Here is a 24,653-nt window from a genome sequence, read left to right as displayed (position 1 = left end):
GGGTGGGCGCTGCCCCGTCCCAGCCCGTGGCCGCTCAGCCCAGCCGCTCGCGCAGCCAGTCGGCGAGGCCGGCCAGGGCCGGGGCGGCGATGCCGTGCCCGACCGGGTCCCGGCGGGCCGTGGTCGCCGCGCCGGACTCGCCGGTCAGGTACGCCCAGGTGCGGTCGAGCAGCTCGCGGGGGATGACGTTGTCGTGCTCGCCCTGCGCCACGAACGCCGGCACCCCGGCCAGCCGACCCGCCGTGGTGGGCACGCCGGCGTCGAAGGGGAGGGTGCCGTAGAGGATCGCGGCGCCGGCGTACCGGGCCGGGTCGTCGAGGAGCAGGCCGCCGGCGAACGCCGCGCCGCCGCTGAAGCCGACCAGCGCCACCGGGCGGCCGGCCGGGGCGACCCCGTCGAGCCAACTGGTGAACCAGTTCATGGTGGCGCGCAGCGACTCGGCCACGGGGCGGCCGATGCCCCGGTTGGCGAACCAGGCGTACCCGCCGCCCTCGGCGATAGGGGCGCGGACCGCCGCGTACGCCGGGCCGGCCGGCAGGTGGTCGGCCAGGGTGAGGATCTCCCGCTCGTGCGAGCCGCGGCCGTGCAGCAGCACGACCAGGGGCGCGGCGGGGTCGGTGCTGCCGCTGGTGGCCACGACGGGCGACGGGAAATGGTTGAGCATTCAACAACCATAGCGCGGTGGGTCGGCGGTCAGGGCAGCGCGGCGCGCACCCCGAGGGCGAGCAGGACCGCGCCGGTCAGCCGGTCGAGCAGCCGACGCACCCGGGCGGCGCGCAGCAGCCGGGCGGCGGCCCCGGAGACGGCGGTCCACCCGGCCAGCCAGCAGGTGTGCAGGGCGGCGTGCGCCGTGGCGAGCACCAGCATCGGCATCAGCACCGGACGACCCGGCTCCAGGAACTGCGGGGCGAGCGTGAGGTAGACCGCGGCGGCCTTGGGATTGAGCACATTGCCCAGCAGTGCCTGCGGGAAGGGGTGGTGTCCGCGCCACGGCAGCCGCCGCGGCCGGGCGGGCGGCGCCTCCGGCGCCCTCCTCCGACGACCGACCGAGGACCACAGCAGCCAGAGCCCCAGCCCGGCCAGGTAGGCGGCGCCGACCAGCTTGACCACCCAGAATGCCTGCGACGAGCGGAGCACCAGCGCCGCGAGGCCCACCGCGGCCAGGATGGCGTGCACGTAGAGCCCGCTCACGGTGCCCAGGATCACCCACCAGCCCTGCCGCCGCCCACCGGCGGCGACCCGCGAGACGACGAGGGTGAGGCTGGTTCCCGGTGCGGTGGTGATCGGCGCGACGGCGGCCAGGAAGCCCAGCACCGCGACCCCGCGCACTTTCAGACCACCACCCGGTAGTGGGTGGTGAGCAGCCCGGTGTCGTCGTAGACGTGGAAGGCGACGCCGGGCGGCTGGCTCTGGGTGGTCAGCCGGCCCTCGCCCTCCCACGGCATCCGCAGGGTGGAGACCACGCCCGGCGCGATCCGTAGTGGACGGCCGGCGAAGGTGCTCGCGGCGGCGGTGTGGAAGTGTCCGGTCAGCACGGCGATGACCTGCGGGTGGGCGGCGACCAGTTCGGCCAGGGGCGCGGCGGGCAGCAGCCGGGTCGGGTCGATGACCGGGTGGTGCAGCGCGACCGGCGGATGGTGGAAGGCGATGAAGGTCGGCGTGTCGGCCGGCAGGCTGCCCAGCTCGGCGGCGAGCCAGTCGATCGTCTCCGTGTCGAGGTGGCCGTCGTCCTCGCCGGGAACGGAGGAGTCGGCGAGCAGGAAGACCGCGCCGGCCACGTCGTACCGGGTGTTGATCGGCGCGTCGCCGCCGCGGTCGTCGCCGAGCAGACCCTTGCGGTACGCGTCGCGCACGTCGTGGTTGCCCGGGCAGACCAGCACCGGCGCCGGGGACTCGAACAGCCGCGCCGCGGTCTCGTACTCGGCCACCTCGCCGTGGTCGGCGATGTCCCCGGTGATCAGGATCGCGTCCACCGGTCGGGCCAGGCCGTTCAGGTGGTCCATCACGCGTGCGGTCCGCTCGGCTGAGCGGGGATGGCTGTCGATGTGCGTGTCGCTGAGGTGGGCGATGACCAGCAAGACCGCTCCCTAATGGTTATTCCCGTAAAAAGCGTTAGGGACGCTACACTCGGCCGCGAGGACCGCACAAGCCCGGAGGAGAACCGATGGCCCCGCACCTCGCGCTCGCCCTGGCCGGCACCATCCGGCACGACGGCAACGGGGGAGTCGCCGACGACCTCGGCGACGTGGCCGGCCTGGCCGCCTGGCTCCGCGCCGAGGCCCCGCTGCTGCGCGAGTACGTCGGCGCGGTCGAGCCGCTCGCCGACGCCGCCGACGAGGCGACCCGGGTCGAGGTGGCGGCGGTGCGCCGGGCGATGCGTACCCTCTTCGCGGTGGCGGTCCGACCGGGGCCGCCGAGCCGGGCGGACTCCTCGTCGCTGCTGCCGCCCGAAGAGGCGGTCGAGCAGCTCAACCGGGCGGCCGCCGCGCTGCCGGTCCGCCCCGTGCTGCACTGGCCGGACGACGCCGCACCGAGCCTCAGCTGGGCGGGTGACCCGACCGAGCCGCGGGTACGGCTCACGGCGGGACTGGCCCGGGCCGCCGTCGAGTTCCTCGCCGGCCCGGCCCGCGAACAGCTGCGCGCCTGCCCGGCGCCACGCTGCGTCCGCTACTTCGTCAAGGACCACCCGCGCCAGGAATGGTGCAAGCCGTCCTGCGGCAACCGGGCGCGGGTCGCCCGCCACTACCAGCGCCACACCACCCGCTGACCGGCCCCCGCCGGGGCGGGGTCAGCCGGTCCGGGCGCCCAGCCGCGCCAGCGCGCTGGCCAGGTCGCTGACCTGGTCGGCGAGCTGCCCGGCCCGGCGCTGGGCCGCGTCCCGGTCGGCCTCGGCGGTGGCCAGCCGTACGGTCAGCTCCGCCAGCCGGGCCTCGACGGCGTCGGCGGCGTCCCGCGCGCCGGCCAGCTCCGCGGCCAGGGCGTCCCGCTCGCCGGTGCGGGCGGCCAACTCCTGCCGCGCCGCGGTGGACGCCGCGACCGCCTCCGCCCGGGCCGCCTCGGCCTGTTCCCGGGCGGTCTGCGCCGAGTGCTGGGCCCGCCGGGCCTCGCCGGCCTCCGCCCGGGCCTGTTCGGCCGCCGTCCGGGCCGCCTCGGCGTCCGTCCGGGCCCGGTCGGCCTCGGCCCGCAACTGCTCCGCGCGGGCCAGGGCCTCGCCGGCCGAGCGGGTGGCCCGCTCCGCGTCGGCCCGGGCCGCGTCCCGCTCGGCGGTCAGGTCGGTGACCCGCCGGTGCTCGCCGTCCAGCTCCGCCCGCACGGCACGCAGCTCGTGGCGGGCGGCGTCGCGGTCCCGCTCGGCCTGCGCCCGCAGCGCCTGCGCGGCGCTGGCCTCGCCGCGCGCCTCGTCCCGGGCCGCCTCGGCCCGCGCCGCCCGCTCGGCGGCACGGCCCGCCTCCGCCTCGGCCCGGTCCGCCCGCTCCCGGGCGGCGTCCCGCTCGGCGAGCGCCGTCCGCGCCTCCTGGCGGGCCCGTACCGCGGTCGCGGTGGCGTCCTCGGCGTCCCGGCGGGCGTCGTCCCGTTCGCCGTGCGCGGCCGCCACCTGGGCGGCGGTCTCGGCGCGGACCTGGGCGAGCTGCCGCTCCACCCCGGCCGGGGAGAGCTCGGCGTGCAGCGCCTCGGTGAGGGTCTCCACGATCTGGTCGAGCCGGTCCACCGCCTCCCAGGTGCGGGCCACCTGTCCAGGCAGTCCCGGGGCGTTGCGGTGGCGCATCCGGGAGTTGCGCGAGGCGCGTTGGCAGGCGCCGTCGTTGTCCCGGCAGTACCGGAACGGCCGGCCGGCGCCGGCGCGCTGCGGCACCTCCCGTCCACAGTGGGCGCAGGGGCGGGTCTCGGGGGCGGGCTGGGCGTCCATCGGGGGCGAAGTCTAGTGGTCGGGCGCCGGGTCGGCGCGGGCCACGCGGTCCAGGGTGTAGCGGCTCTGCAGCAGCACCGCGACCAGCATCACCGCGGCGGGCAGCAGGCCGAACCCGTACCGGACGGCCGCCAGCGCCGCCGGCGACTGGGTCACCGTCTCCCCGGCGGCGGAGGCGACGAAGCCGCCGGCGGTCAGGCAGAGGGCGTAGGCGTACGGGCCGAGCGCGCCGCCGGTCGCGTCGGTGGCCGTCCACACCCCGGTGTACGTGCCGGCGCGGGCGGTCCCGGCGGCGCAGATCACGTCCGGCAGCATGGAGAACGGCAGCAGTTGCAGGGCGGCGAACGCCACCCCGAGCACCGCCACCACCCCGGTCAGCACGGGCAGGCCGACCGGCCGGCCGACCGCGAGGACCAGCGTGCCGGCCGCGAACGTGGCCTGGGCGGCCAGCAGCGCCCGCTGCTTGCCGATCCGGCGGGCCACCGCCAGCCAGGCCGGGGTGACCAGCAGCGCGGGCGCGAGGAACGCGGCCATCAGCACGGTGGTGAGCGCCGGCCGGCCCAGCTCGTACCGGGCGTAGTAGGGCACCCCGGCGAGGACCAGGTGGGTGGTGGTGGACATGGCCAGGTAGGCGGCGACCAGCCAGCGGAACTGCCGGTCGCGCAGGCTCAACGCCAGGGCCCGCCAGCCGGCCGGCCCGTGCGCGGTGGCCGGGGCGGCGGCCGCGCGCCGCAGCCGGTCGATCCCGGTGACGCCGACCAGCATCGCGACGAGCATCCCCGCGCCGAGCAGCACCGACATGCGCAGGTAGCCGCCGCGGGTGGGGGTGTCGCCGCCGGCCAGCAGCGGCGCCATCAGCCCGGAGAGCAGGATGCCGACGGTGAGGACCATCATCCGGAAGGCCATCAGCCGGGTGCGTTCGTGGTAGCCGATCCGCAGGTCGGCCGGGGTGGCCAGATACGGCACCTGGTACGCGGCGAACAGCAGGTTCCCGGCGATGAACAGCAGCGCCACCCAGGCCGCGGCGCCGGCGCCGGTGAGCTCGCCGGGCACCGCGAAGAGGGCGGCGAAGGCCGCCGGGAGGACACAGCCGGCCAGCAGCAGCCGGCGACGGTGCCCCCGGCGGGCCTGCTCGACGTCGCTGCGGTGCCCGATCCAGGGGTGCAGCAGCACGTCGGCGATCTTGGGCAGCAGCAGGGTCAGCCCGGCCAGCCAGGGCGCCACGGCGAGCACGTCGGTGAGGAAGTAGAGCAGCAGCAGCCCGGGCACGGTGAGCCAGACGCCCATGCCGAGCGAGCCGGTGGCGAAGCCGAGCAGGGGTCCGCGCCGCAGGGTGACGTCGCCGTCGAGCCCGGTCATGTGTGCGTCCTCCCCGGGCGCGTCGCCCCGCCAATCCAACGGATGATGGATTGTAGGGGGAACAATGGCGGGATGACCATGCCCCGCCGGCGGCCGGGCCGGCCGCGCCGCGACGACCAGCGCCCGACCCGCGACCTCGTCCTCGCCGCCGCCACCGCGCTCTTCGCCGAACGCGGCTTCGACGCCGTGAGCCTGCGCGACGTCGCGTCCGCGGCCGGCGTCGACGTGGCCACCGTCGCCCATCACACCGGCACGAAGGCGCAGCTCTACGACGCCTGCTTCGCCCGGGTCTTCGCCGCCGAGCAGCAGGTCCTCGAAGCGGCCGGGGAGCGGGCCCGGGCCGCGCTGGCGGCCGGACCCGGCGCGGCGCTGCGCGCACTGCACGACCTGGTGGACGTGTTCGTGGACTTCCTGGAGGACCGGCCGGAGACCACCGCGCTGTGGCTGCGTCGCTGGCTGGAGCCGCACCGGCACGGCGAACTCGACCGGCGGTACGCGGCGCCGCTGTACGGGATGGTCGAGCAGTTGCTCGCCGCCGCGGCGCACAGCGGCGCGCTGGTCGAGCCCACCCCGCACGTCACCGTGCGCAGCCTGGTCTGGGCCGTGCACGGGCACGTGGTGGCGCTGGCCGCGCAGGGCGGCGCCGGGGCGCGGGAGCGGCGGGAGTTCCGCGCCTTCCTGCACCGTTTCCTCGACGGGCTGTACCCGCCGGCCGGCTCTTGACGGTCCGCGGCCTGCTGGGCATTATCCATCGGGCGTTGGATTAAGGAGGCGGGCATGACGGCACGGCCCAGGGTCGCGGTGATCGGCGCCGGGGCGGCCGGCCTGGCCACCCTCAAGGCGCTGCGCGACGCACGCGTGCCGGCGGTGGCCTTCGAGACCGCGGACACCGTCGGCGGCCTGTGGGTGTACGGGGCGCCCGGCTCGCCCACGTACCGGACGCTGCACCTGAACACCAGCAGGGGCCGCACCCAGTTCGCCGACCACCCGATGCCCGCCGACTGGCCCGACTACCCGGACCACACCCGCATCGCCGGCTACCTCGCCGACTACGCCGACCGGTTCGGGCTGCGGGAGGACGTCCGGCTGCGGCACACCGTCGAGCGGGTGGTCCGCGCCGCCGACGACACCTGGACCGTGCAGGCCACCGGGCCCGACGGGCCGGTGCGGATCGACGTGGAGGCGGTGGTGGTGGCCAACGGCCACAACCGGGTGCTGAACCTGCCCACCGCCCAGCCCGGCGAGTGCGCCGCCGAACAGCTGCACAGCCACGACTACCGGGGGCCGGAGCAGCTCGCCGGCCGGCGGGTCCTGGTCGTGGGTGGCGGCAACTCGGCGATGGACATCGCCGTCGACGCCTCGTACGCGGCCACCCGCACCCTGCTGTCGCTGCGCCGCGGCGTCTGGGTGGTGCCCAAGTACCTGCTCGGCCGCCCGTCGGACACCCTCAACGGGGCCCTCGCCCGCCGGCTGCCCTGGCGGCTGCGGCAGCGGATCAGCCAGACCATGCTCACCGCCACCGTCGGCCCGCCCGGCCGGTACGGGCTGCCCACCCCCGCACACGGCTTCCTCCAGGACCACCCCACCCTCTCCGACGGGCTGCTGTCCCGGCTCACCCACGGCGAGATCGAAGCCCGCCCCGGCATCGCCCGGTTCGCCGGCACCCGGGTCGAGTTCACCGACGGCCGCGCCGACGAGGTGGACCTGGTGGTCTGGTGCACCGGCTACCGGGTGGAGGTGCCGTTCCTCGACCCCGGCCTGCTCGGCGACGGCGCCGACCGGCTGCCGCTGTACCGGCACGTCTTCCACCTCGACGCCCCCGGCCTGGCCTTCGTCGGGTTGATGCAGTCCACCGGGGCGGCGTTCCCACTGGTCGAGGCGCAGGCCCGGCTGGTCGCCGGACGGCTCGCCGGCACCTGGGCACCCCCGGACCCGGCCCGGCAGGCCGCCGCCTGCCGCGCCGAGCTGCGCGCCGCCACCACCCGGTGGGGGCAGCGCCGCCCGCACATGCGGGTCGACTTCGACGCGTACCTGGCCGAACTGGAGCGGGAACTGGCCGCCGGACGGCGCCGGGCGGGGGCGCCGGCATGAGCGCCCTGCACGGACGGCGCGTGCTGGTCACCGGGGCGCGGGGCACCTTCGGGCGGCACCTGGGCGCCGCGCTCGCCGGCGCCGGCGCCCGGGTCGTCGGGCTGGACCTGCGCGCCGATGAGGACGCCGACGTGCCGGTGCTCGGCTGCGACCTCACCGACCCGGCCGCGGCGCCGGCGGCGGTGGCCGCCGCCGTGGACCGGCTCGGCGGGCTGGACCTGCTGGTCAACAACGCCGGCGTGGGCGGGCCCGCCCCCGCCGAGCTGCCCCCCGACGAGCTGGTCCGGCAGCAGCTCGAGGTCAACCTGCTCGCCGCCTGGCGCACCACGGCGGCGGCGCTGCCCGCGCTGGAGGCGGCCCGCGGTCGGGTGGTCTTCGTGGCCAGCCGGATGGCCGTGCTGCCGCTGCCCCTCGCCGCCGCCTACGGGGTGAGCAAACGGGCCCTGGTGGCGTACGCCGACGCGCTGCGCCACGAGGTCGGCACCCACGTCGGGGTCAGCGTCGTCTACCCCAGCATGGTCGCGTCACCGATCCACGACAGCACCGCCCGGGCCGGGCTGTCGCTGAGCGGGGTGTCCCGGCTCGAACCGGTGGACGGCGTGATCGCGGCGATCCTGCGCGCCGCCACCGCCCGCCGGCCGCCCCGCGACGTGGCCACCACCGCCCGGGGCCGGGTTGAGCTGGCCCTGGCCCGGCACGCGCCCGCCCTCGCCGACCGCCTGGTGCGCCGTACCGTCGCCGGGCGGATCGCCGCCGGTGACCTGGACGGCGCGCCGCTGGCCGCCGGCATGGTGCGGCGGCACCGGGAGGCCCGCCGGTAGGGTGCCGGCATGCCACTGTCGCCCTACATCGCCCGGATGCGCCGCCACATCGGACACGACCTGCTGATGCTCTACGGGGTCAGTGCGGTGGTGACCGACGACGCCGGGCGGCTGCTGCTGGCCCGCCGGGGCGACAACGGCCGCTGGTCCATCCCGGCGGGGGTGGTCGACCCGGGCGAGCAGCCGGCCGACGCGCTGCTGCGCGAGGTGTACGAGGAGACCGGCGTCAAGGTCGAGATCGAGCGGGTCGGCGGGGTCGCCACCCACCCGGTCGTCTACCCCAACGGCGACGCCTGCGAGTACCTCAACGTCTGGTTCCACTGCCGGCCCGTCGGCGGCGCCCCGATGGTGGACGGTGAGGAGTCGCTCGCGGTCGACTGGTTCGCCCCGGACGACCTGCCCGAGCTGGACGACTGGTCCCGGCTGCGGATCAGCACCGCGCTGCGCGCGGACCGGGCCGCCTGGTACGCCGCGCCGGGCGAGCACCACCCGGCGCTGCACCAGCCGGACAACCTGTGACGTCAGCGCCGGAAGACGACCTCGACGGCTCGCCCCGGCGTCAGCGCCAGCACCCGCTCCCCACCCGGGCCGCGGACCCGCAGCCGCTGCGCCACCGCTGACACCAGCCGGGCGCGGACCCCGGCGGCGTCCCAGGCCAGCTCCTCGACGACGACCCGGCCCCGGCCGCGCACCCCGCGCAGCGTCCCGGAGTCCAGACCGGGCAGCGGCGCGGGCAGCAGCCGCAGCACCCCGGGCCGCGACTGCACCAGCGACTCGATCAGCACCGCCGGCAGGGCGTGCGCGGCGTCGGCGTTGTAGGTCACCCGGCCCGGGTTGTGCGCGCTCATCAACGACCGGAAGAACATGTCCGCGCCGAGAATCTTCCGCAGGTTCGCCGCGACCAGCGGGCCGTCGTGCAGCCGCGCCGCCGCGAGGGCCCGGTGCAGGCTGCCGTGCGCGGACAGGTTCTCGTCGCCGCGTACGGTCAGCGCCCGGTGCTGAACAGCAGGTAGCGGCCGGCGTGGAAGAGCTGTTCCAGCAGCGCCGGGTGCAGCCGGCCCCGGTCGGCGGCCTGCCGGTCCAGCAGCCCACCCACCGGCAGCTCCCGCTCGCGCGCCGGTCGGGGCGGCGGCGGTCACGGTCACCGCGCCGACCAGCCGGACGTCCCGGGCGGAGCGACCCACCAGCAGCGTGTGCGTGGCGTCCTCCACCACCATCGCGCCCCGGGTCTCGTCCCACCAGGCCAGCTCGTCGGTACGCAGCCGCAGCGTGACCCGCGCGGTCACCCCGGGGTCGAGGGTCACCCGGGCGAAGTCGCGCAGCTGCCGCAACGGCTGCTTGACCCGGGAGCGGCGCTGCCGGGTGTAGAGCTGCACGACCTCGGTGCCGGGGCGGACGCCGGTGTTGGTGACCTCGACGCTCACCTCGACCTCCTCGCCGGCGGGCACCACGGCCGCGCTCGACCGGAGGTGAGCGTAGTGGAAGCGGGCGTAGCTGAGCCCGTGCCCGAACGGGTACAGCGGCTCGCCCCGGTGGTACAGGTAGGTGGCGTCGGCGCCGATGATGTCGTAGTCGAGCAGCTCGGGCAGGTCGGCGGTGTCGGCGTACCAGGTCTGGGTGAGCCGCCCGCCGGGGTCGGCGTCGCCGAGCAGCACGTCGGCCAGGCCGTTGCCGTGCTCCTGACCGCCGTGCGAGGTCCACAGCACCGCCGGCAGGTGCTCCTGCGCCCAGCCCACCGCGTACGGGTAGCTGCTGGTCACCACCAGCACGGTGCGCGGGTTGGCGACGTGCACGGCGCGCAGCAGTTCCTCCTGTCGGCCCGGCAGGGCCAGGTCCACCCGGTCCTCGGTCTCCCGGCCGTTGACCATCGGGTGGTTGCCGAGCGCGACCACCGCCACGTCGGCGGCGGCGGCCAGGGCGGCGGCCTCGGCGGCGCCGTCGGCGACGAGTTCGGGAGTGAACACGGCGGCCTGCCCGGCGTCCGCCCCGACGACCAGCCGGCCGTCGCCGTCGACGGCGACGTACCGGTCGGTGGCCAGGTGGTGCAGCAGGGCGGTGCCGTCGGCGCGGTGGTGGAAGCGGAACGTCTCCCGGACCACCCAGTCGCCCGGGCCGGGCCGGTCGTTGACCAGAACGCCGGTCTCGTCGGCGCCGACGTGCCGGCCGTTGCCCACCGCGCGCAGCGCCACCACCCCCTGCCCCCAGTCGAACACGTCGAAGCGGGTGGCCGCCCCGTCGAGGGCCAGCGGGCCGCCCTCCGGACGGTCCGGGCAGTGCACGTGGCGGTCGCCGACGCGCAGCGCGATCCGGTCCGCGCCCGGATGGGTGGTCACCTCGGGCAGCCGCGCGGCCAGCCCGGCGTACGCGCTCACCGCGTACGGCAGGGTGCCGCTGTACCAGTCCTCGTACACCGCGTCGGCCAGCGGGCCGAGCACGGCCACCCGGGGCGTCTCGGCGGGGGAGAGGGGGAGCAGCCCGTCGTTGCGCAGCAGCACGACCGACTGGCGGGCCGCCTCGCGGGCCAGTTCCCGGTGCGCCGGGCAGTCGACCACGTCGGCCCGCACGCCGGCGTACGGGTCCTGCCCGGGTGGGTCCAGGTCGCCCAGGCGCAGCCGTACGGCGAGGATGCGCCGCACCGCCCGGTCCACGTCGGACTCGCCGATCAGCCCCCGGTGCAGCGCCTCGGTGAGCCGTGCCACGGTGGGGGCGCTGTCCCGGTCGTCCTCGGTGAAGCTGTCGATCCCGGCGCGCAACGCGGCGGCGAATCCCTCGACGTGGTCGGGCAGGTGGCCCTGTACGCCGGCGATGTTGCCGACCGCCCCGGCGTCGCCGACCACCATGATGTCGTCCTCGGCCCAGCCGCGCAGCTCGCCCTCGATGAGCGGGCTCAGGTGCGCCGGCACCCCGTTCACCCGGTTGTACGAGGCCATCACGGCCACCGCCGCGCCGGCGGCGAGCGGGGCGCGGAAGGCCGGCAGCTCGTACTCGTGCAGCACCCGGGGCGGCAGGTCGCTGGACGTGGTGGCCCGGTCGGTCTCGTTGTTGTAACCCAGGAAGTGCTTGAGCGTCGGCGCGGTCCGCAGCCGGGTGGGGTGGTCGCCGCGCAGCCCCCGGGCGTACGCGGTGGCCAGCCGGCCGGTCAGCCAGGGGTCCTCGGACCAGCCCTCCTCGTTGCGGCCCCAGCGGGGGTCGCGCAGCGGGTTGACCACCGGCGCCCAGACGTTGAGGCCGACGCGCTCCGGGTCGGCCTGGTGCGTGGCGCGGACCTCGTCGCCGACGGCGGCCCCCACGGCCCGGATCAGCTCGGGGTTCCAGGTGGCGGCCAGCCCGACCGCCTGCGGGAAGACGGTCGCCGGGCCGAGCCAGGCGACGCCGTGCAGCGCTTCCGTGCCGGTGCGGAAGGACGGCAGGCCGAGGCGGGGCACCGGCGCCTGCCACTGGTGCAGCAGGCCGAGCTTCTCGGGCAGGGTGAGCCGGGCCAGCAGGTCGTCGAGGCGGTGCGGGGTGCGGTCGGTCATGGCAGGTGCCTTCCGTAGGGCGTGCGGTGCGGCCCGCGGCGGGTCGAAGCGCTTCGACGACCGTCGTGACGAGTGGCGGCGCGCATGGTGGAGGGGGCGGTCGTCGGCCCGGACGCGTGGTGAAGCGCTTCGACAACCGCGGAAAGAAATGCCGCCCCGACTGCCCTGTGCCGGAGTGGCCGTACCGAGGTTGGCACCCGGCGACCGGTCCGGTCAAGGCCCGGCCGCGACGTCCGGTCCGGACGGAGCGCGGCCGAGGGCCCGCGCTCAGGCGGCCGGCAGCCGTCCCGCCTCGACGGTCGCGAGGGCCGCGGTGGCGCCGCCGAGGGCGCTGGCCGCCGAGCCGAGGTTGCTCGCCTCCAGCCGGCAACCGCCGTCCGGCGGGGCCAGGGTGCGGGCGGCGAGTTCGGCCCGGGCCGCCGGCAGCAGCCAGGGCGCCAGCGCGGCGAGGTGTCCGCCGACCACGACCACCTGCGGGTCGAGCAGGTTGGCCAGGATGGACACTCCGTGGCCGAGCTGCCGGCCGACCTCGGCGAGACCGCTCAGCGCGGCGTCGTCGCCGGAGCGGGCGAGGGCCTGGATCCGTTCGACCTCGGGCAGGTAGTCGGCGACCGGGCCGTCCGGTGCGGCGTCCGGCAGCAGCCGGCGGACCACCGCGTCCACGCCGGTGAGCGCGGCGAGGCAGCCGCGCCGGCCGCAGGCGCAGACCGGCCCGGCCGGGTCCAGCGGGACGTGGCCGATCTCGCCGGCGAAGCCCCGGCCGCCGCGCAGCAGTCGGCCGCCGCTGACCAGGCCCGCGCCGACGGCCACCCCGCCGGTGAGGTGCACCAGGTCGGCCGTGCCGGCGTACGCCCCGTGCCGTTGCTCGGCCAGGACGGCGAGGTTGGCGTCGGTGTCGACGCCGACGGCGAACCCCGGGTCGCGCAGCGCGCGGCGCAGCTCGGCGGCGAGCGGCACGTCCCGCCAGCCCAGCGCGGGTGCGAGCGGGACGCCGTCGTCGGTGTCGACCAGCCCGGGTACGCCGACGGTGAGGCCGAGCACGGTGCGGCCCTGGCCGCTGACCCGGTTGATCGCGCGGCGGGCCAGCGCGGCGAGCGCCTGCACGGTCTGCCCCGGGGTGGCGGCCGCGGCGGCGAAGGCCCGCCGCCAGGTGAGCAGCCGGTTGCCGCCGAGGTCGACCGCGACCACGACCAGTTCGTCGGCGCCGATCTGCAGGCCGAGCCCGGCGTACGGCTCGCCGTCGAGGACGAGCATGGTGGCGGGTCGGCCGACCCGGTTCTCGGTCAGCCCGGTCTCGCGCAGCAGCCGCCGGTCGATCAGCTCGGTGACCAGGCTGGAGACGGTGGCCTTGTTGAGCCCGGTGTGCGCCGCGATGTCGGCCCGGGAGCAGGGCGCGTGCAGGCGGACGTGCCGCAGGACCACGGCCCGGTTGGCCACCCGCACGTCGCCGAGGTCGGTCGGCTGGGGTGGTGTGTGGATGCTGATCACGAGCTGCCCGCTTCCTGCGCCGCCGGTCCCGGTGGTGCGGCCCCCATCATCGCCCACCCCGCGGCTGGCCCGGACCGGCCGCCGCCGGTCGTCTTGTGGGAGGGATCACCGTCGATTGGCTTGTTCGGCTGGAACCACAACTAATTCTATCCGGTTCGCAGTCCTCCGCACCGGTCACCGCGTACCTCGGCGGGGTGCTGGGCGGCCGGCCGGCGGTCACCCGGCACCGGATCGGCGACGCCCTGACCTGGTACGTCTCCACCCGCCCCGACGACGACACCTACCGCCGGCTGCTCACCGAGGCCGCCCGGCGCGCCGGCGTCACCCCTGTGTGCCCGGCGGCGCCGCCCGGGGCCGAGGCGGTGCGCCGCCGCGACAGGGACCGGAGCCGGCTGTTCCTGCTCAACCACACCGACCGGCCGCACCGCGTACCGGCCGCCGGGCTGGAGCTGATCACGGACGAACCGGTCGACGAGACCGTGACCGTCCCGGCCGGTGGGGTCGCCGTGCTCCGCGAGCCGCCCCGGTGACAGTCGTCGGGGCGTACCGGGTCAGGGCGTGGCGACGGCGGCGCGGGAGCGGTCCGCGGCGATCCGGATCGCCAGGCCGGCCAGCACGCTGCCCATCACGTACCGCTGCACCCTGGCCCAGGTCGGGCGGCGGGTCAGGAACGCCGACACGCTGCCGGCGGTGAGCACGATCAGCCCGTTCACGGTCAGCGCGATGCTGATCTGGGTCAGCCCGAGCAGCAGGCTCTGCACCGCCACGTGGCCGCGCGCCGGGTCGATGAACTGGGGCAGCAGCGACACGTACAGGATGGCGATCTTCGGGTTCAGCAGGTTGGTGACCAGGCCCATGGTGAACAGTCGCCGGGGCCGGTCCGGCGGCAGCGGCGCGGGAGTGAACGCCGAGGTGCCGCCCGGGCGCAGGGTCCGCCAGGCCAGCCACAGCAGGTACGCCGCGCCGGCCAGCTTCACCGCCAGGTACAGCGGGGGCACCAGCACGAACACGGTGGCGATCCCGGCGACCGCCGCGACCAGGTAGACCAGGAAGCCGACCGCCACTCCGAGCAGGGACACCAGCCCGGCCCGGCGGCCCTGGGTGACTGACCGGGACACCAGGTAGACCATGTTCGGGCCGGGTGTGAGCACCAGACCCAACGCCACCAGGGCGATACCCACCAGCGCACCGGTAGTGACCATGCCGACCCCCGTTCCCCGCGTCCTGCCCCGACCCTACGCGGGCGATGATCGCGGCCCGTGCCCGGGCATGACCACCCGCCACCGGCGGCCCCCGCGGACCGGGCCACTCGGGTGAGAATGCCGGCATGTCGATCGTCCTGCGCGCCCCGGCCACCCCCGTCGCCCCCGAACTGCTGCTGCGGCCGTGGTGCGACGGCGACGCCGACGCGCTGCTGGCCGCGTACCGGGATCCGGTGCTGCTGAGCTGGACCCGGCACCCGGTGACCACCCGGTCCGAGGCCCGCGCGTTCCTGAGGCGCAGCCGGCAGGGCTGGGCGGCCGACCGCCGGTTCAGCTTCGCCGTGCTGGAGCCGACCCCGGAGGGCGAGCGGCTGGTCGCGCACGTGGTGCTCAAGGAGGTGGCCCCCGGCCGGCCGGACGCCGAGGTCGGCTACTGGACGGCCGCGCCGGCTCGGGGGCGCGGGGTGGCGCCGCGCGCGGTGGACGCAGTCAGCGCGTGGGCGTTCTCCCGCTTCGCCGCCGGTGGGCTGACCCGCCTCGAGCTGCTGCACCAGGTCGACAACCCAGCCTCGTGCCGAGTGGCGGAGAAGAGCGGGTACGTCTTCGAGGAGGTGCTGCCCGCCCGGCCGCCGTTCCCGCGGGACGGCCACCGCCACGTCCGCCGCCGGGACTAACCCCGACCGTCAGCGGCCGACCGGTTCCGCCCCGGTCGCCGGATCGCCGGTCGCCGGGCCGAGCAACCGCAGCAGCAGCCGCGGCTCCCCGGGCCACGCGTCGAGCAGCACCTGCCGGGGCACCTGCCGGGCGGCGTACCGCAGCGCCAGGGCCACCACCACGATGTCGTCGAGCGGGCCGATGACCGGCAGGAACTCGGGAATCAGATCGATCGGGCTGGCCACCCAGAGCCCGGCGAACACGACGGCCACCTTCGCCCGACGCGGCACCCGCGGATCCTTGCGCAGCCGGCGCACGGTCGTCAGGCAGTCGGGGATGAACGCGGCCAGGTCCCGCAGGATGCCCGGCGGGAGCCGCCGGGCCAGCAGGACCAGCAGCGCCCAGCTGGCCAGCAGGCAGGCCACCGCGACACCGAGCCCGATCAGCCAGTCGCGCACGCCAATGATCCTTCCCACGGGGGTACGGGCCGCCCGCCGGCCCACCAGGAATGTACGCCGTGTCTCCGCCGCCCGCCGGTGGGGAATGCGTCGCTCGCCGCGCGCGCTGACCCGGGGTCGGGACTGGCGGATACGGTGGATGCGGGAGGTGACGGCGGTGACGACTGGCTGGGAGGCGGCGGTCGAGGCGCAGATCCGATCGGCCCAGGAGCGGGGCGAATTCGACAACCTGCCCGGCGCCGGCAAGCCGATCCCGGGCCGGGACCTGCCGTACGACGAGTCGTGGTGGATCAAGAGCTTCCTGGAGCGGGAGCAGCTCCCGACCGACCTGCTGCTGCCCACCCCGCTGCAACTGCGCCGGCGCATCGAGCAGGTGCCCACCGAGGTCCGTGACCTGCCCAGCGAGGAGTCGGTGCGGGCGTACGTCGCCGACCTGAACGCGCAGATCGTCGCCTGGCTGCGTACCCCGACGGGACCGCGCGTGGCGGTCCGCCCGGTCAACATCGACGACGTCGTACGCGGGTGGCGGGCCGATCGGGAGCGGGCGGCGGCCGAGCCGGTCGCCGCCGCGCCGGAGGCGGCCCCCGCCGCCCCGGCCCGGCCGCGGCGGCGCTGGCGGCTGCCCTGGCGCCGGCGCTGACTGCCGTCGTCGGGGACCGGTGCAGCCGGCCACAACGATTGCCTCATCCCGGTTGCTCCGGCGAAATTAGCTGGCGGGCTTGCCGAACCAGCGGGAGAGGTGGTCGTCCAGGTCCTGCTGATCGTCGCCGATCCAGGCGACGTGGCCGTCGGGGCGTAGCAGGACGCACGGAACATCCAGCACCACAGTGGGATCCCCGAGGTAATCGACCCGGTCCGACCAGCCGCCGACGCTCAGGCGTTCGGTGCGGTCCAGCAGCAGGCCGCGGCCGCGATGCAGCAGACCGTAGAGGTGGCCCTGTTTGACGTCGATGTCGCGCAGGCGGCGGCCGAGCAGGTCGGGGCCCGCGCCGAAGTCGTAGCGGATGCCGATCGCGGTGATCTTCTCGATCAGATAGCGGTTCACCTCGTCGAAGTCCATCAGTTCGGTGAGCAGCCTGCGCACGGCCTGCGGGCCCGGTTCGGTGGAGAGCAGTTCCATCTGGGCGCGGGTGTTGTCCAGCACGTCCTCGGCGACCGGATGACGTTCGGCCTGGTAGGTGTCCAGCAGTGTTTCCGGCGCCCAGCCGCGGATCTGTGCGGCCAGTTTCCAGCCGAGGTTGAATGCGTCCTGAACGCCCAGGTTGAGGCCCTGTCCGCCGATGGGTGGATGGATGTGTGCCGCATCGCCGGCCAGCAGCACCCGCCCGACCCGATAACGTTCGGCCAGCCGTATGGCATCCCCGAAGCGGGACAACCAGCGCGGGGAGTGCACGCCGAAATCGGTTCCGGCGATGGTGCGCAACTGTTGTTTGAAGTCCTCGAGGGTGGGCGGTTCCGCACGATCGCTGACTCCCGCCGCGGGGACCACGACGCGATAGACCCCGACGCCTGCGGGCCTGAGGTCGAGTCGCTTGTCGGTCTCGCGGATTTCGACCACCTTGGCGGCGATCTCCTCCTGCGGCACGCCCACTTCCAACTCGCCCATCAGCGTCTCGGTCCGCGAGGGCTCGCCGGGGAAGCCGACGCCGAGCAGTTTTCGCACCGTGCTGCGCGCGCCGTCACAGCCGACGAGATAGCGCGAACGCAGCCGTTCCCCGTCGGCCAGCTCGACGGTCACACCCTCGTCGTCCTGCTCGAAATTGGCCACCGCGCAACCGCGCCGGACCTGCACACCCAGTTCGATGGCATGTTCTTCGAGCAGATGTTCGATGACCGGCTGCGGGATGCCCAGCAGATAGGCGTGCGCGGAATCCAGGCCCTCGGGCGCGGGTTTGGGGATGGCGGCGAAGAAGCCGCCGGCCGGACGCTGTCTTCCGCGTTCGCGAATGCGATCCAGCAGTCCGCGCATTGCCATCAGCTCGAGACTGCGAATATGCAGGCCTACTATGCGGACGAACGACTTGGGCTCGGTTTCCTTCTCCAGGACGAGTACCCGCACGTCGTGCAGCCGCAGTTCGGCGGCCAGCATCGCACCAGTCGGCCCGCACCCGGCAATGATCACGTCGAACATGAGGGGCGCACGATCGGCGTCGGAGGCCGGTGCTGGGAGTCGGGGGACATCGCCCGCGGTGAAGTCGCGCTCGACCGTATCGGTCGACGACGGCTCGGTGGTGAACGGCAGAGAGTGCATAGGTGTTGCCTTTCGGGAGCGCCTTGTTGGCGAGGCGCTCCCGGCGACACCTACGTCAATCGCCCGACCGTGACGGGAAGGGGGAGCACCCACATCGATACAGCGTTCATGGGTCTCACCTCCTCGGTCGGTGTCGCGGTCAGCTGGAAGCTACAAGCCTGAGCATCACCCCGTCCAGTCCTTTCCCCGCCACCTGATCACGACTCCGAGCGGGGCCAGTGCGGTTGCAGCGAGGCTGGCGCCAAGCTGCACACCGCCACCAGACCGCCCAACCCATCCTCCCGGGCCCCACTCCCGCCGTTTATCGGATTGCCATTGCCGATAATCCGATAAACCAACCCGACAAAACGGGCGAACACACGATGCACCATAATGACAGTTCCTGGGTAACAACAAAAGTGATACTGTTGCAGGGTGTCCAAGGTGTGTGTCCGGTGCGACAAGACGCGACCCCGCGACAGCTTCATGAAGAACGGCCGTGAACTGCTCTCCTGCGCCCCGTGCCGCGAGTACGCCCGCGCCAACAACCACAAGAACCGCAGGGCCAACCCGGACAAGGTCCGCGCCGATAACCTCTGGTCCTTCTACCGAATCAGGCCGGAGGAGTACGACGCCCGGCGAGAGGCCCAGGGCTACCGCTGCGCCATCTGCGGTGCCCACGAGAGCGAGATCAAGGTGGGTTCGAGGGGCAGGCCGCGACTGGACGGTACGCGGAACGCCGAGCCCTTCCGGCTGGTTGTCGACCACTGCCACGACTCGAAGCGGGTCCGCGGTCTGCTCTGCGGTGCGTGCAACGCCGGCCTCGGCGGCTTCCGCGACTCGCCGGACCTGCTCATGGCGGCCGCGCGCTACCTCCTCAACCGGGAGGGTGCACCGCTGATGCTGGAGCCGAGTCGTACGGTGGAAGCGCGACGCTGACTGTGCCCCCTGCTGCGCCAGTCGCAGGACTCTCGGTGGTCTCGCCACCGAGTCTGCGGTCAGCGCCCGGGGCGGCAGTGCGGGACCGTGCCCGAGAGGAGGCGGGGCGTCCGGCCGCTGTTGCCGGCCAACGCCACGTCGACGAAGGCGCCCACCCCGGCCCGTGCGGCGTTGGCCAGCAGGGCCACCAGCAACAGTCGGACCCGGACGTCTGCGACGCGGTCCGGCGTGCCGGCGCCGGGCGGCGACCCGCCGTTGGACAGGATCGCGGCCAGCAGCCGGGGATCGGCCTCGGGCAGCCATCCGGTGACGTGGTCGAGCTGCGCGGCCAGCAGCGGCCAGGGATACCGGCCGTCCGGGTCCCACTCCTCGACCAGCAGGTCGGCGGTGTCGCGGAGGACCTGGGGCGCCCAGGGGCGGGGCAGTCGGGACAGGCGGCCGACGGCGGCCTGGAACCCTTCGCGGTTCGCCTGGTTGGCCGCGCGGACCCCGGCGACGACGGCGTTCCACAGTTCCTGCTCGACCGGGGTCGGTGGGCGCCACATCACGTCTCCTCTCGCCCCGGGGTGGGCCGCCGGGTCGGATGTGTGGTTTCGGGGTGTGGGACGGCCGCCACGACCGGCGGGCGGGGTGGCCGGCACGGGCCTGTAGGAGGGCGAGGCCCGTGCCGGCCGCGGTGATCACCCCAATCACCGTCTTTCCGCCGGCGGCGCCGGCCGGACCGGGTGGGCATTTCCGGGAGCCGGGCCGCGGCCGCTGTCGCGAGCGGACTATATGACAAAAGTTAACGAGTTATGACGAATTCAGCGCCGGGCGCGCCTCATGTCCGCTTCTCAGGTCCCGGGGCCATCACCTCCCGGAGCTGGTGCCGTCGGCGCGTCGACCGGCGGCGTGCGGGCGCGGCTGTCCGTGCCGGGCGAGGCCAGGGCAGCAGTCCGGGCGGTGACGGTTGACCCGGCAGGGTGTGGAGCACCGGTAAGCCCATCGAGCGACATGCGAACAGCCACCGGTCGAGGTTATGAGGCGCTTGGTGGGCTTTGTCCGTGTTTGAAAGGTGAGGACGCCGCGTAATGTCTCACCATTCGCATATCCGGAAATCATGTGCGTCGGATGTCGAAACAGCGCAGCCGTGCATTGAGCGGCGAAACAGGACGGCGAGGCGGAAAGCTCCGGCAGACGGGCAGCGATGTGGGCCGCCCCCGCTCGGGGGCGGCCCACAGTGGGCGCTCAGCCCTGGGTACGGTCCGGGATCTCCTGGCCCGACTCGCCGGGTCGGCCGCCGATCGCCTGCTCGGCCGCCTGGCCGCCGGTGCTCTCGTCACCCAGCGTCAGGTCGCTGCGAGGCAGCCCGGACAACCGCGCCGGATCCCGTATCTCCCCCTGGACGCCACGCGCGTCCTGCGTACGGTCCGGGATCTCCGTGCCGGCCTCGCCCGGTTGGGCGCCGATCGCCTGCTCGGCCGCCTGGCCGCCGGTGCTCTCGTCACCCAGCGTCAGGCTGCTGCGAGGCAGCCCGGACAACCGCGCCGGATCCTGGGTCGGCTGGTCGGGCCAGCCGGTTTCCGCGCCCGGGCCGCCGGCGGACTCGCGGCGTCCGACACCACGGGCGTGGTACACGCCCGAGGCGTCGCCCGGATCGCCGGGGTCGGCGAGGCTGGTGTCCACCGGCCGACCGTCCGGCCCGGCCAGACCGGCCCGGCGCAACATGTCGACCAGTTCGTCGTGCGGCAACCGCTCGGTGTCGGGTATGCCGGCACCGCGCGCGATGGACCGCAGGGTGGTCAGGTCCTGATCTGCGAAGGTCTCGGCCATACGGTTGGCTTCCCGAGGGCCAAGACAAGGAAACCTGGGTCAGGCCCGCGCGCCGCCCAGGCCGAGCAGCACCGCGAGGCCGAGGGCGCTGCGCGGGGCGTACGGCACCCGCCACAGGCCGCCGTGCGCCGCCCCGTACGCCTCGTCCCGCCACGGGTGCTCCTGCGCCGGACCGCCCCCGGTGCGCAGGTCGTGCATGAGCAGCGCGGCCATCAGCGTGTTGCTGGTGGCCGGCTCGAACACCTCGATGCCGAACCGGTGCGCCCCCGCGTACGCGGCCGCGAGGGCCCGGTTGCGCAGCACCGAGCGCGTCCGGGTGGGCGGGGCCACGGTGAACGATACCGTCGTCCCGGCGTCGCGCGCCACCGCCGCCCGCCACCGTTGCAGCCGCTTGGCCAGGGCGTAGTTAGGTCCCTGCTGGGGCACCAGGCTGTCGTTGATCCCGGGGTCGGCGGCCGGCGGATAGTTGCGGTGCAGCAGCCGGCCGCCGGAGAGCACCCGCAGCGACCGGCGGGCCAGGCCCCGGGCGGCGTAGCCGCGCTCGGCGTGGGCGACCGCCTCGGCGGGGACGGCGTACACGTCGGTGGGGGTGGCCAGGAAGGCGAGGGCGACGTCCGGGCGGCGCCGGGCCAGGTGGACGGTGAGCGCGTCGACCGCGGTGGCGACCCGCACGTTCGTCGCGCCGTCCGCGTACACGTAGTTGCCGAGCACCAGCCGCCCGTCCAGGCCGCCGAGCCAGGCGGCGGCCTGGGGGAGGCGGTGCAGCAGGTCCGCGCCGGCCCCGGCGGCGAGGGCCTCGTCGTCGTCGCCGGTGCCGGGGCGGACCGGCAGGTGCAGGCGCCCGCCGTGGCGGCGGGCGGTGCGCAGCACCCGCCGCCAGATCTCGGGTCGGGGCAGGTCGACGGCGACCACGTCGCCGCCCCAGCGCAGCACCGACGGCAGCGGGCCCATCTCCGCGCCGGCCCCGAGCACCACGATCCGCTGGTCGCGCAGGTCCAGCCAGTCCGGGTTGGCCAGCACCGCGCCGACCGCCTCGGCGCAGCTCGGCTCGATCACGCCCGCGTCCACCCAGGCGTCGAGGCGGCGGCGCAGGTCGTCGCCGCGCAGCCGCCGCCCCCGGTACGGCACGGACAGCTCCCGCTCCACCTCGCCGGTCCCGGCCACGGTGGCGGTCGCCAGCGGCTCCGGGTCGGGCAGCGCGAACACCTCGTCGAGGCCGATCTCCGCACCGCCCTCGGGCAGGTAGCGCATCCGGGCGTGCAGGGAGGCCAGCCCGTCCCGGGCGACGGTCAGCGCCGCGTCGCGGGAGAGCAGGCCGGCCTCCACCAGCCGGCGGAAGTGCCCGAGGTAGCCGTGCCGCCAGTTGGTCTCGTGCTCGGCGGCCCGGGCCCCCACCGGGTCGACCGCGCGCAGGGCGTCGGCCACCACGGCCCGGCCCAGCGCCGTCGTGCTACGCGTACCACCGGTTTGGGGGAACACTACCCCGCTCGGACCCTCCACGGTCGCCGTCCTCCCGGTCGTCTCGGCTGCGGACACCGGCCCACTCTGCCGTATCGGCGGCTGAGCCGCAGCACAGGGCCGCCGCGCACGCCGACCGATTCAGGTCACGCTTCGTACACGGATCGGTCACGACGTTCACGCTTGGATATCGGCTCGGCCACGGCGGGAGCCACCACACCGCCGCCCTGCGTCAATGACCGGGACGGATCCGGCGCGGCACGGCCGGATCACCGCCCCTCAGTCCAGCCAGGAGGATCCGATGGCCCACATGAGACGGTCGACGCTGCTGCCGCTGGTGCTGGCCGCCGCGATGACGATCACCGCCTGCTCGTACGGGGGCGGCGGCGGGCAGCGCAGCGACTCGGCCCGCGGCCCGGACCGCCCGTACGGCGGCACGCCCTGGTCGGGCGGGGAGGAGACGACCACCGCGGAGGATGCGGCCTCCACGTTCGGCGTCGACGTCGACACCGCCTCGTACGGCTACGCCCGCCGGCTCATCCGGGACGGCCGGCTGCCGGAACGCTCCGAGGTGCGGCCCGAGGAGTTCGTGAACTCGTTCCGCCAGGACTACGCCGAGCCCGCCGGCGACGGCTTCGCCGTGCACGTCGACGGCGCGCGCCTGCCCGGGACGCACCGGGCCGTGGCCGACGAGCGGCTGCTGCGGGTCGGCCTGCAGACCCGCGCGGAGGACCGGGAGAGCCGCCCGGACGCGGCCCTCACCTTCGTCATCGACGTCTCCGGCTCGATGGGTGAGCCCGGGCGGCTCGATCTCGTGCAGGACGCGCTGCACACCCTGGTGGACCAGCTGCGCCCCACCGACTCCATCGCCATCGTCGAGTTCAGCACCAGGGCCCGGGTGGTCCGGGAGATGACCCCCGTCTCCGACGCCCGCCAGCTGCACACCGCCATCGACTCCCTGCACAGCCAGGACAGCACCAACCTGGAGGCCGGCCTGGTGCTCGGCTACCGGGTGGCCCGCGACGGGTTCCGGGCCGGCCGGACCAACCGGGTGATCGTGCTCTCCGACGGGCTGGCCAACACCGGCAGCACCGAGGCGGAGCCGATCCTGCGCCGGGTACGGGAGGAGGCGGAGAAGCAGATCGCCCTGCTCGGCGTGGGTGTCGGCAGCGAGTACGGCGACCAGCTGATGGAGCAGTTGGCCGACCGGGGCGACGGCTTCGCGGTGTACGTCAGCGAGCGTGACCAGGCCCGGAAGGTGTTCGTGCAGCAGTTGCCCGCGACGCTGAGCGTCCGGGCACTCGACGCCAAGGTCCAGGTGACCTTCGACAAGGCCGCGGTGCGCTCCTACCGGCTCATCGGGTACGACAACCGGGCCGTCGCCGACGAGGACTTCCGCGACGACCGGGTCGACGGCGGCGAGGTCGGCCCGGGGCACAGCGTCACCGCGCTGTACGCCGTCCGGCTCGCCGAGGAGGCGTCCCCCTCGGCCCGGGTCGGCCGGGTGCAGGTGCGGTGGACCGACCCAAAGGACCGGGAGCCGGCCGAGACGTACGAGTCGGTGACGGTCGCCGACCTGGACCGGGACTTCGCCGAGGCGTCGCCGCGGCTGCGCACCTGCTACGCGGCCGCGTACTTCGCGGTGGCCCTGCAGGGTGGCGGGGAGGCGCGCCTGGGCGACCTGGCGACCATCGCGGACCGGGCGGCCGAGGCCACCGAGGACGCGCAGGTGCGGGACCTGGGCCAGGTGATCCGCGAGGCCGAGAAGCTGCGCTGAGCCGGGTGCCCGCCCGCCGTGGTGGCGGGCGGACACCCAGGGTCAGTTGCGGGAGAGCTTGCGCCGCGGGGCCGGGCGGGTGCGCTCGACGTCGATGCCGACCAGTTCCCCGAGGCGCGGGTCGACGGCCAGCAGCGGGCGCGGCCCGAACAGGGCCATCGCGGTGAGCAGCTCGTCGGTGCCGCGTTCGCGCCACACCGGCCGCCGCTCCGGCGCCAGGTCGGCGTGCTGGCGGCGCAGCCGCCGCAGCAGGCGACGCGCCGCGGACCCGGTCTCCGGCACCTCGCACAGCCACCAGCCGCCCAGGGCGGTGGCCAGGCAGCACAGCAGCAGCCCCACCACGGAGGCGGGGCCACCGGCGTCGCGGCCCTCGACCGCGCTGTCGACCAGCCGGGTCAACCCGACGGCGGCGACCAGGAACAGCGGCAGGGTGCCCAGCGCCACCCGCCGCCGCTGCGCCGGGGTGAGCAGCCAGCCGTCCCGGACCAGCCGAGCCACCAGCCGGCGCAGGGCCCGCCCCACCCCCGGGTCGGCGAGCACGGCCGCCCAGGTCTGCGGCCGGCGCAGCGCGGCGTGCAGGGCGCGGACCAGCGGGGCCGCGCGCGGCGGGGGCGGGCCGTCCACCGCGAGGGTGGCCAGCTCGCCGTGCCGGACCACCCCGGCGCGGTGCAGCACGGCCATGCCCACCTGGCAGGCCAGCCCGGCCCGGTCGGTCAGGTACGCCAGTTCGACGGTGTCCGGCGCCTCGCCCCGGACCCGCCGGCCGGTCAGCTCGCGGACCGCCAACGCGACCGCGAGGGCCACGGCGACCGCGGTGACGTAGTCGAGCAGGAAGAGCGGTCCGCTGACACCCCAGAGCATGGCGCCAAGTATGGCCCGGCGGCCCAGGCCGCCCGGTACCTGTTCACCCGCGCCTCGGCGGCGCGCAGCGCGCGGCCG

The 24,653-nt window shown here is 75.3% G+C and carries 23 protein-coding genes and 1 pseudogene; 10 read left to right on the top strand and 14 right to left on the bottom strand.

The genetic code is table 11. From position 1 onward, the window contains the following. Positions 1–34: 34 nt before the first annotated feature. Genes ACGFI9_RS00595 through ACGFI9_RS00585 form a run of 3 tightly spaced genes read right to left on the bottom strand, consistent with a single transcriptional unit; the run spans position 35 to position 2,078 of the window. Positions 35–664: an alpha/beta hydrolase gene (locus ACGFI9_RS00595; RefSeq protein ID WP_393173334.1), complete on the bottom strand. Its 630-nt coding sequence runs from the start codon at positions 662–664 to the stop codon at positions 35–37. 29 nt (positions 665–693) lie between these two features. Then, positions 694–1,329 carry a LysE family translocator gene (locus ACGFI9_RS00590; protein WP_393173332.1) on the bottom strand — a complete coding sequence of 212 codons (636 nt, stop codon included), beginning with the start codon at positions 1,327–1,329 and terminating at the stop codon, positions 694–696. A 2-nt stretch (positions 1,330–1,331) separates the two neighbouring features. Further along, positions 1,332–2,078 carry a metallophosphoesterase gene (locus tag ACGFI9_RS00585; protein ID WP_393173330.1) on the bottom strand — a complete coding sequence of 249 codons (747 nt, stop codon included), beginning with the start codon at positions 2,076–2,078 and terminating at the stop codon, positions 1,332–1,334. Positions 2,079–2,164: 86 nt separating this feature from the next. Between ACGFI9_RS00585 and ACGFI9_RS00580 the strand changes: the two genes are divergently transcribed. Beyond that, entirely contained in the window at positions 2,165–2,767 is a 603-nt protein-coding gene (locus tag ACGFI9_RS00580; RefSeq protein ID WP_393173328.1) for a CGNR zinc finger domain-containing protein, read from the top strand. A gap of 21 nt (positions 2,768–2,788) precedes the next feature. Here ACGFI9_RS00580 and ACGFI9_RS00575 read toward each other — a convergent pair whose 3' ends face one another. Next, a complete protein-coding gene (locus tag ACGFI9_RS00575; RefSeq protein WP_393173326.1) occupies positions 2,789–3,907 on the bottom strand; it encodes a hypothetical protein in 1,119 nt (372 codons plus the stop codon). Positions 3,908–3,919: 12 nt separating this feature from the next. Further along, positions 3,920–5,266, bottom strand: a complete 1,347-nt coding sequence (locus tag ACGFI9_RS00570) for an MFS transporter (RefSeq protein WP_393173324.1) — start codon at positions 5,264–5,266, stop codon at positions 3,920–3,922. Positions 5,267–5,338: 72 nt separating this feature from the next. On the opposite strand from ACGFI9_RS00570, the gene ACGFI9_RS00565 reads away from it, so the two are divergent. From ACGFI9_RS00565 to ACGFI9_RS00550, 4 genes are read left to right on the top strand one after another with little or no spacing between them, the layout of a single operon-like run. Beyond that, positions 5,339–5,989, top strand: coding sequence for a TetR/AcrR family transcriptional regulator (locus ACGFI9_RS00565; protein WP_393173322.1), 651 nt, complete (start codon positions 5,339–5,341; stop codon positions 5,987–5,989). A 54-nt stretch (positions 5,990–6,043) separates the two neighbouring features. Next, positions 6,044–7,357: a flavin-containing monooxygenase gene (locus tag ACGFI9_RS00560; protein WP_393173320.1), complete on the top strand. Its 1,314-nt coding sequence runs from the start codon at positions 6,044–6,046 to the stop codon at positions 7,355–7,357. Beyond that, a complete protein-coding gene (locus ACGFI9_RS00555; protein WP_393173318.1) occupies positions 7,354–8,178 on the top strand; it encodes an SDR family NAD(P)-dependent oxidoreductase in 825 nt (274 codons plus the stop codon). Before ACGFI9_RS00560 ends, ACGFI9_RS00555 begins: the two co-directional genes overlap by 4 nt. Positions 8,179–8,187: 9 nt before the next feature. Continuing rightward, the gene (locus tag ACGFI9_RS00550) at positions 8,188–8,697 is read left to right on the top strand and encodes an NUDIX domain-containing protein (RefSeq protein ID WP_393173316.1); all 510 of its coding nucleotides are present in this window, start codon (positions 8,188–8,190) and stop codon (positions 8,695–8,697) included. Positions 8,698–8,699: 2 nt separating this feature from the next. On the opposite strand, the gene ACGFI9_RS00545 is transcribed toward ACGFI9_RS00550, so the two are convergent. Together ACGFI9_RS00545 and ACGFI9_RS00540 are read right to left on the bottom strand one after the other, a co-directional pair. Then, on the bottom strand, positions 8,700–11,696 hold the full coding sequence (locus ACGFI9_RS00545; RefSeq protein WP_393173314.1) for a beta-glucosidase: 2,997 nt from the start codon (positions 11,694–11,696) through the stop codon (positions 8,700–8,702). Between the two features lie 267 nt (positions 11,697–11,963). Next, positions 11,964–13,184: an ROK family protein gene (locus ACGFI9_RS00540; protein ID WP_393173312.1), complete on the bottom strand. Its 1,221-nt coding sequence runs from the start codon at positions 13,182–13,184 to the stop codon at positions 11,964–11,966. A gap of 95 nt (positions 13,185–13,279) precedes the next feature. On the opposite strand from ACGFI9_RS00540, the gene ACGFI9_RS00535 reads away from it, so the two are divergent. Next, positions 13,280–13,714, top strand: a complete 435-nt coding sequence (locus ACGFI9_RS00535; RefSeq protein ID WP_393173310.1) for a Beta-galactosidase C-terminal domain — start codon at positions 13,280–13,282, stop codon at positions 13,712–13,714. Positions 13,715–13,735: 21 nt separating this feature from the next. On the opposite strand, the gene ACGFI9_RS00530 is transcribed toward ACGFI9_RS00535, so the two are convergent. Continuing rightward, positions 13,736–14,386 (bottom strand): LysE family translocator, encoded by a 651-nt coding sequence (locus ACGFI9_RS00530; RefSeq protein ID WP_393173308.1) that lies wholly within the window; start codon positions 14,384–14,386, stop codon positions 13,736–13,738. Positions 14,387–14,511: 125 nt separating this feature from the next. Here ACGFI9_RS00530 and ACGFI9_RS00525 point away from each other — a divergent pair, with 125 nt between their 5' ends. Next, on the top strand, positions 14,512–15,060 hold the full coding sequence (locus ACGFI9_RS00525) for a GNAT family N-acetyltransferase (protein WP_393173306.1): 549 nt from the start codon (positions 14,512–14,514) through the stop codon (positions 15,058–15,060). A gap of 9 nt (positions 15,061–15,069) precedes the next feature. Here ACGFI9_RS00525 and ACGFI9_RS00520 read toward each other — a convergent pair whose 3' ends face one another. Continuing rightward, positions 15,070–15,498 carry a YkvA family protein gene (locus ACGFI9_RS00520; protein WP_393173304.1) on the bottom strand — a complete coding sequence of 143 codons (429 nt, stop codon included), beginning with the start codon at positions 15,496–15,498 and terminating at the stop codon, positions 15,070–15,072. A 157-nt stretch (positions 15,499–15,655) separates the two neighbouring features. On the opposite strand from ACGFI9_RS00520, the gene ACGFI9_RS00515 reads away from it, so the two are divergent. Then, entirely contained in the window at positions 15,656–16,138 is a 483-nt protein-coding gene (locus ACGFI9_RS00515; RefSeq protein ID WP_393173302.1) for a DUF1992 domain-containing protein, read from the top strand. Between the two features lie 66 nt (positions 16,139–16,204). Here the strand turns inward: ACGFI9_RS00515 and rox are convergent, their stop codons facing one another. Continuing rightward, positions 16,205–17,629, bottom strand: coding sequence for a rifampin monooxygenase (gene rox / locus ACGFI9_RS00510; protein ID WP_393175180.1), 1,425 nt, complete (start codon positions 17,627–17,629; stop codon positions 16,205–16,207). A 534-nt stretch (positions 17,630–18,163) separates the two neighbouring features. On the opposite strand from rox, the gene ACGFI9_RS00505 reads away from it, so the two are divergent. Then, entirely contained in the window at positions 18,164–18,667 is a 504-nt protein-coding gene (locus tag ACGFI9_RS00505; RefSeq protein ID WP_393173300.1) for an endonuclease VII domain-containing protein, read from the top strand. Between the two features lie 59 nt (positions 18,668–18,726). Here the strand turns inward: ACGFI9_RS00505 and ACGFI9_RS00500 are convergent, their stop codons facing one another. The 3 genes and pseudogenes from ACGFI9_RS00500 to ACGFI9_RS00490 all read right to left on the bottom strand — a co-directional run bounded on the left by ACGFI9_RS00500 (position 18,727) and on the right by ACGFI9_RS00490 (position 22,015). Continuing rightward, positions 18,727–19,212: a hypothetical protein gene (locus tag ACGFI9_RS00500; RefSeq protein WP_393173298.1), complete on the bottom strand. Its 486-nt coding sequence runs from the start codon at positions 19,210–19,212 to the stop codon at positions 18,727–18,729. A gap of 850 nt (positions 19,213–20,062) precedes the next feature. Continuing rightward, positions 20,063–20,479: pseudogene (locus tag ACGFI9_RS00495) on the bottom strand (hypothetical protein); the annotation flags it as partial. A gap of 39 nt (positions 20,480–20,518) precedes the next feature. After that, positions 20,519–22,015 (bottom strand): hypothetical protein, encoded by a 1,497-nt coding sequence (locus tag ACGFI9_RS00490; protein ID WP_393173296.1) that lies wholly within the window; start codon positions 22,013–22,015, stop codon positions 20,519–20,521. A 223-nt stretch (positions 22,016–22,238) separates the two neighbouring features. Here ACGFI9_RS00490 and ACGFI9_RS00485 point away from each other — a divergent pair, with 223 nt between their 5' ends. Beyond that, the gene (locus ACGFI9_RS00485; RefSeq protein WP_393173294.1) at positions 22,239–23,714 is read left to right on the top strand and encodes a von Willebrand factor type A domain-containing protein; all 1,476 of its coding nucleotides are present in this window, start codon (positions 22,239–22,241) and stop codon (positions 23,712–23,714) included. A gap of 42 nt (positions 23,715–23,756) precedes the next feature. Here ACGFI9_RS00485 and ACGFI9_RS00480 read toward each other — a convergent pair whose 3' ends face one another. Beyond that, positions 23,757–24,575, bottom strand: a complete 819-nt coding sequence (locus tag ACGFI9_RS00480; protein WP_393173292.1) for a TIGR04222 domain-containing membrane protein — start codon at positions 24,573–24,575, stop codon at positions 23,757–23,759. Positions 24,576–24,653 lie beyond the last annotated feature (78 nt).

The organism is Micromonospora sp. NPDC048930 (assembly GCF_043197935.1).
Lineage (GTDB): Bacteria > Actinomycetota > Actinomycetes > Mycobacteriales > Micromonosporaceae > Micromonospora.
The sequence above is the reverse complement of the archived record's forward strand: the minus strand, read 5'-3'. Positions and strand labels throughout refer to the sequence as shown.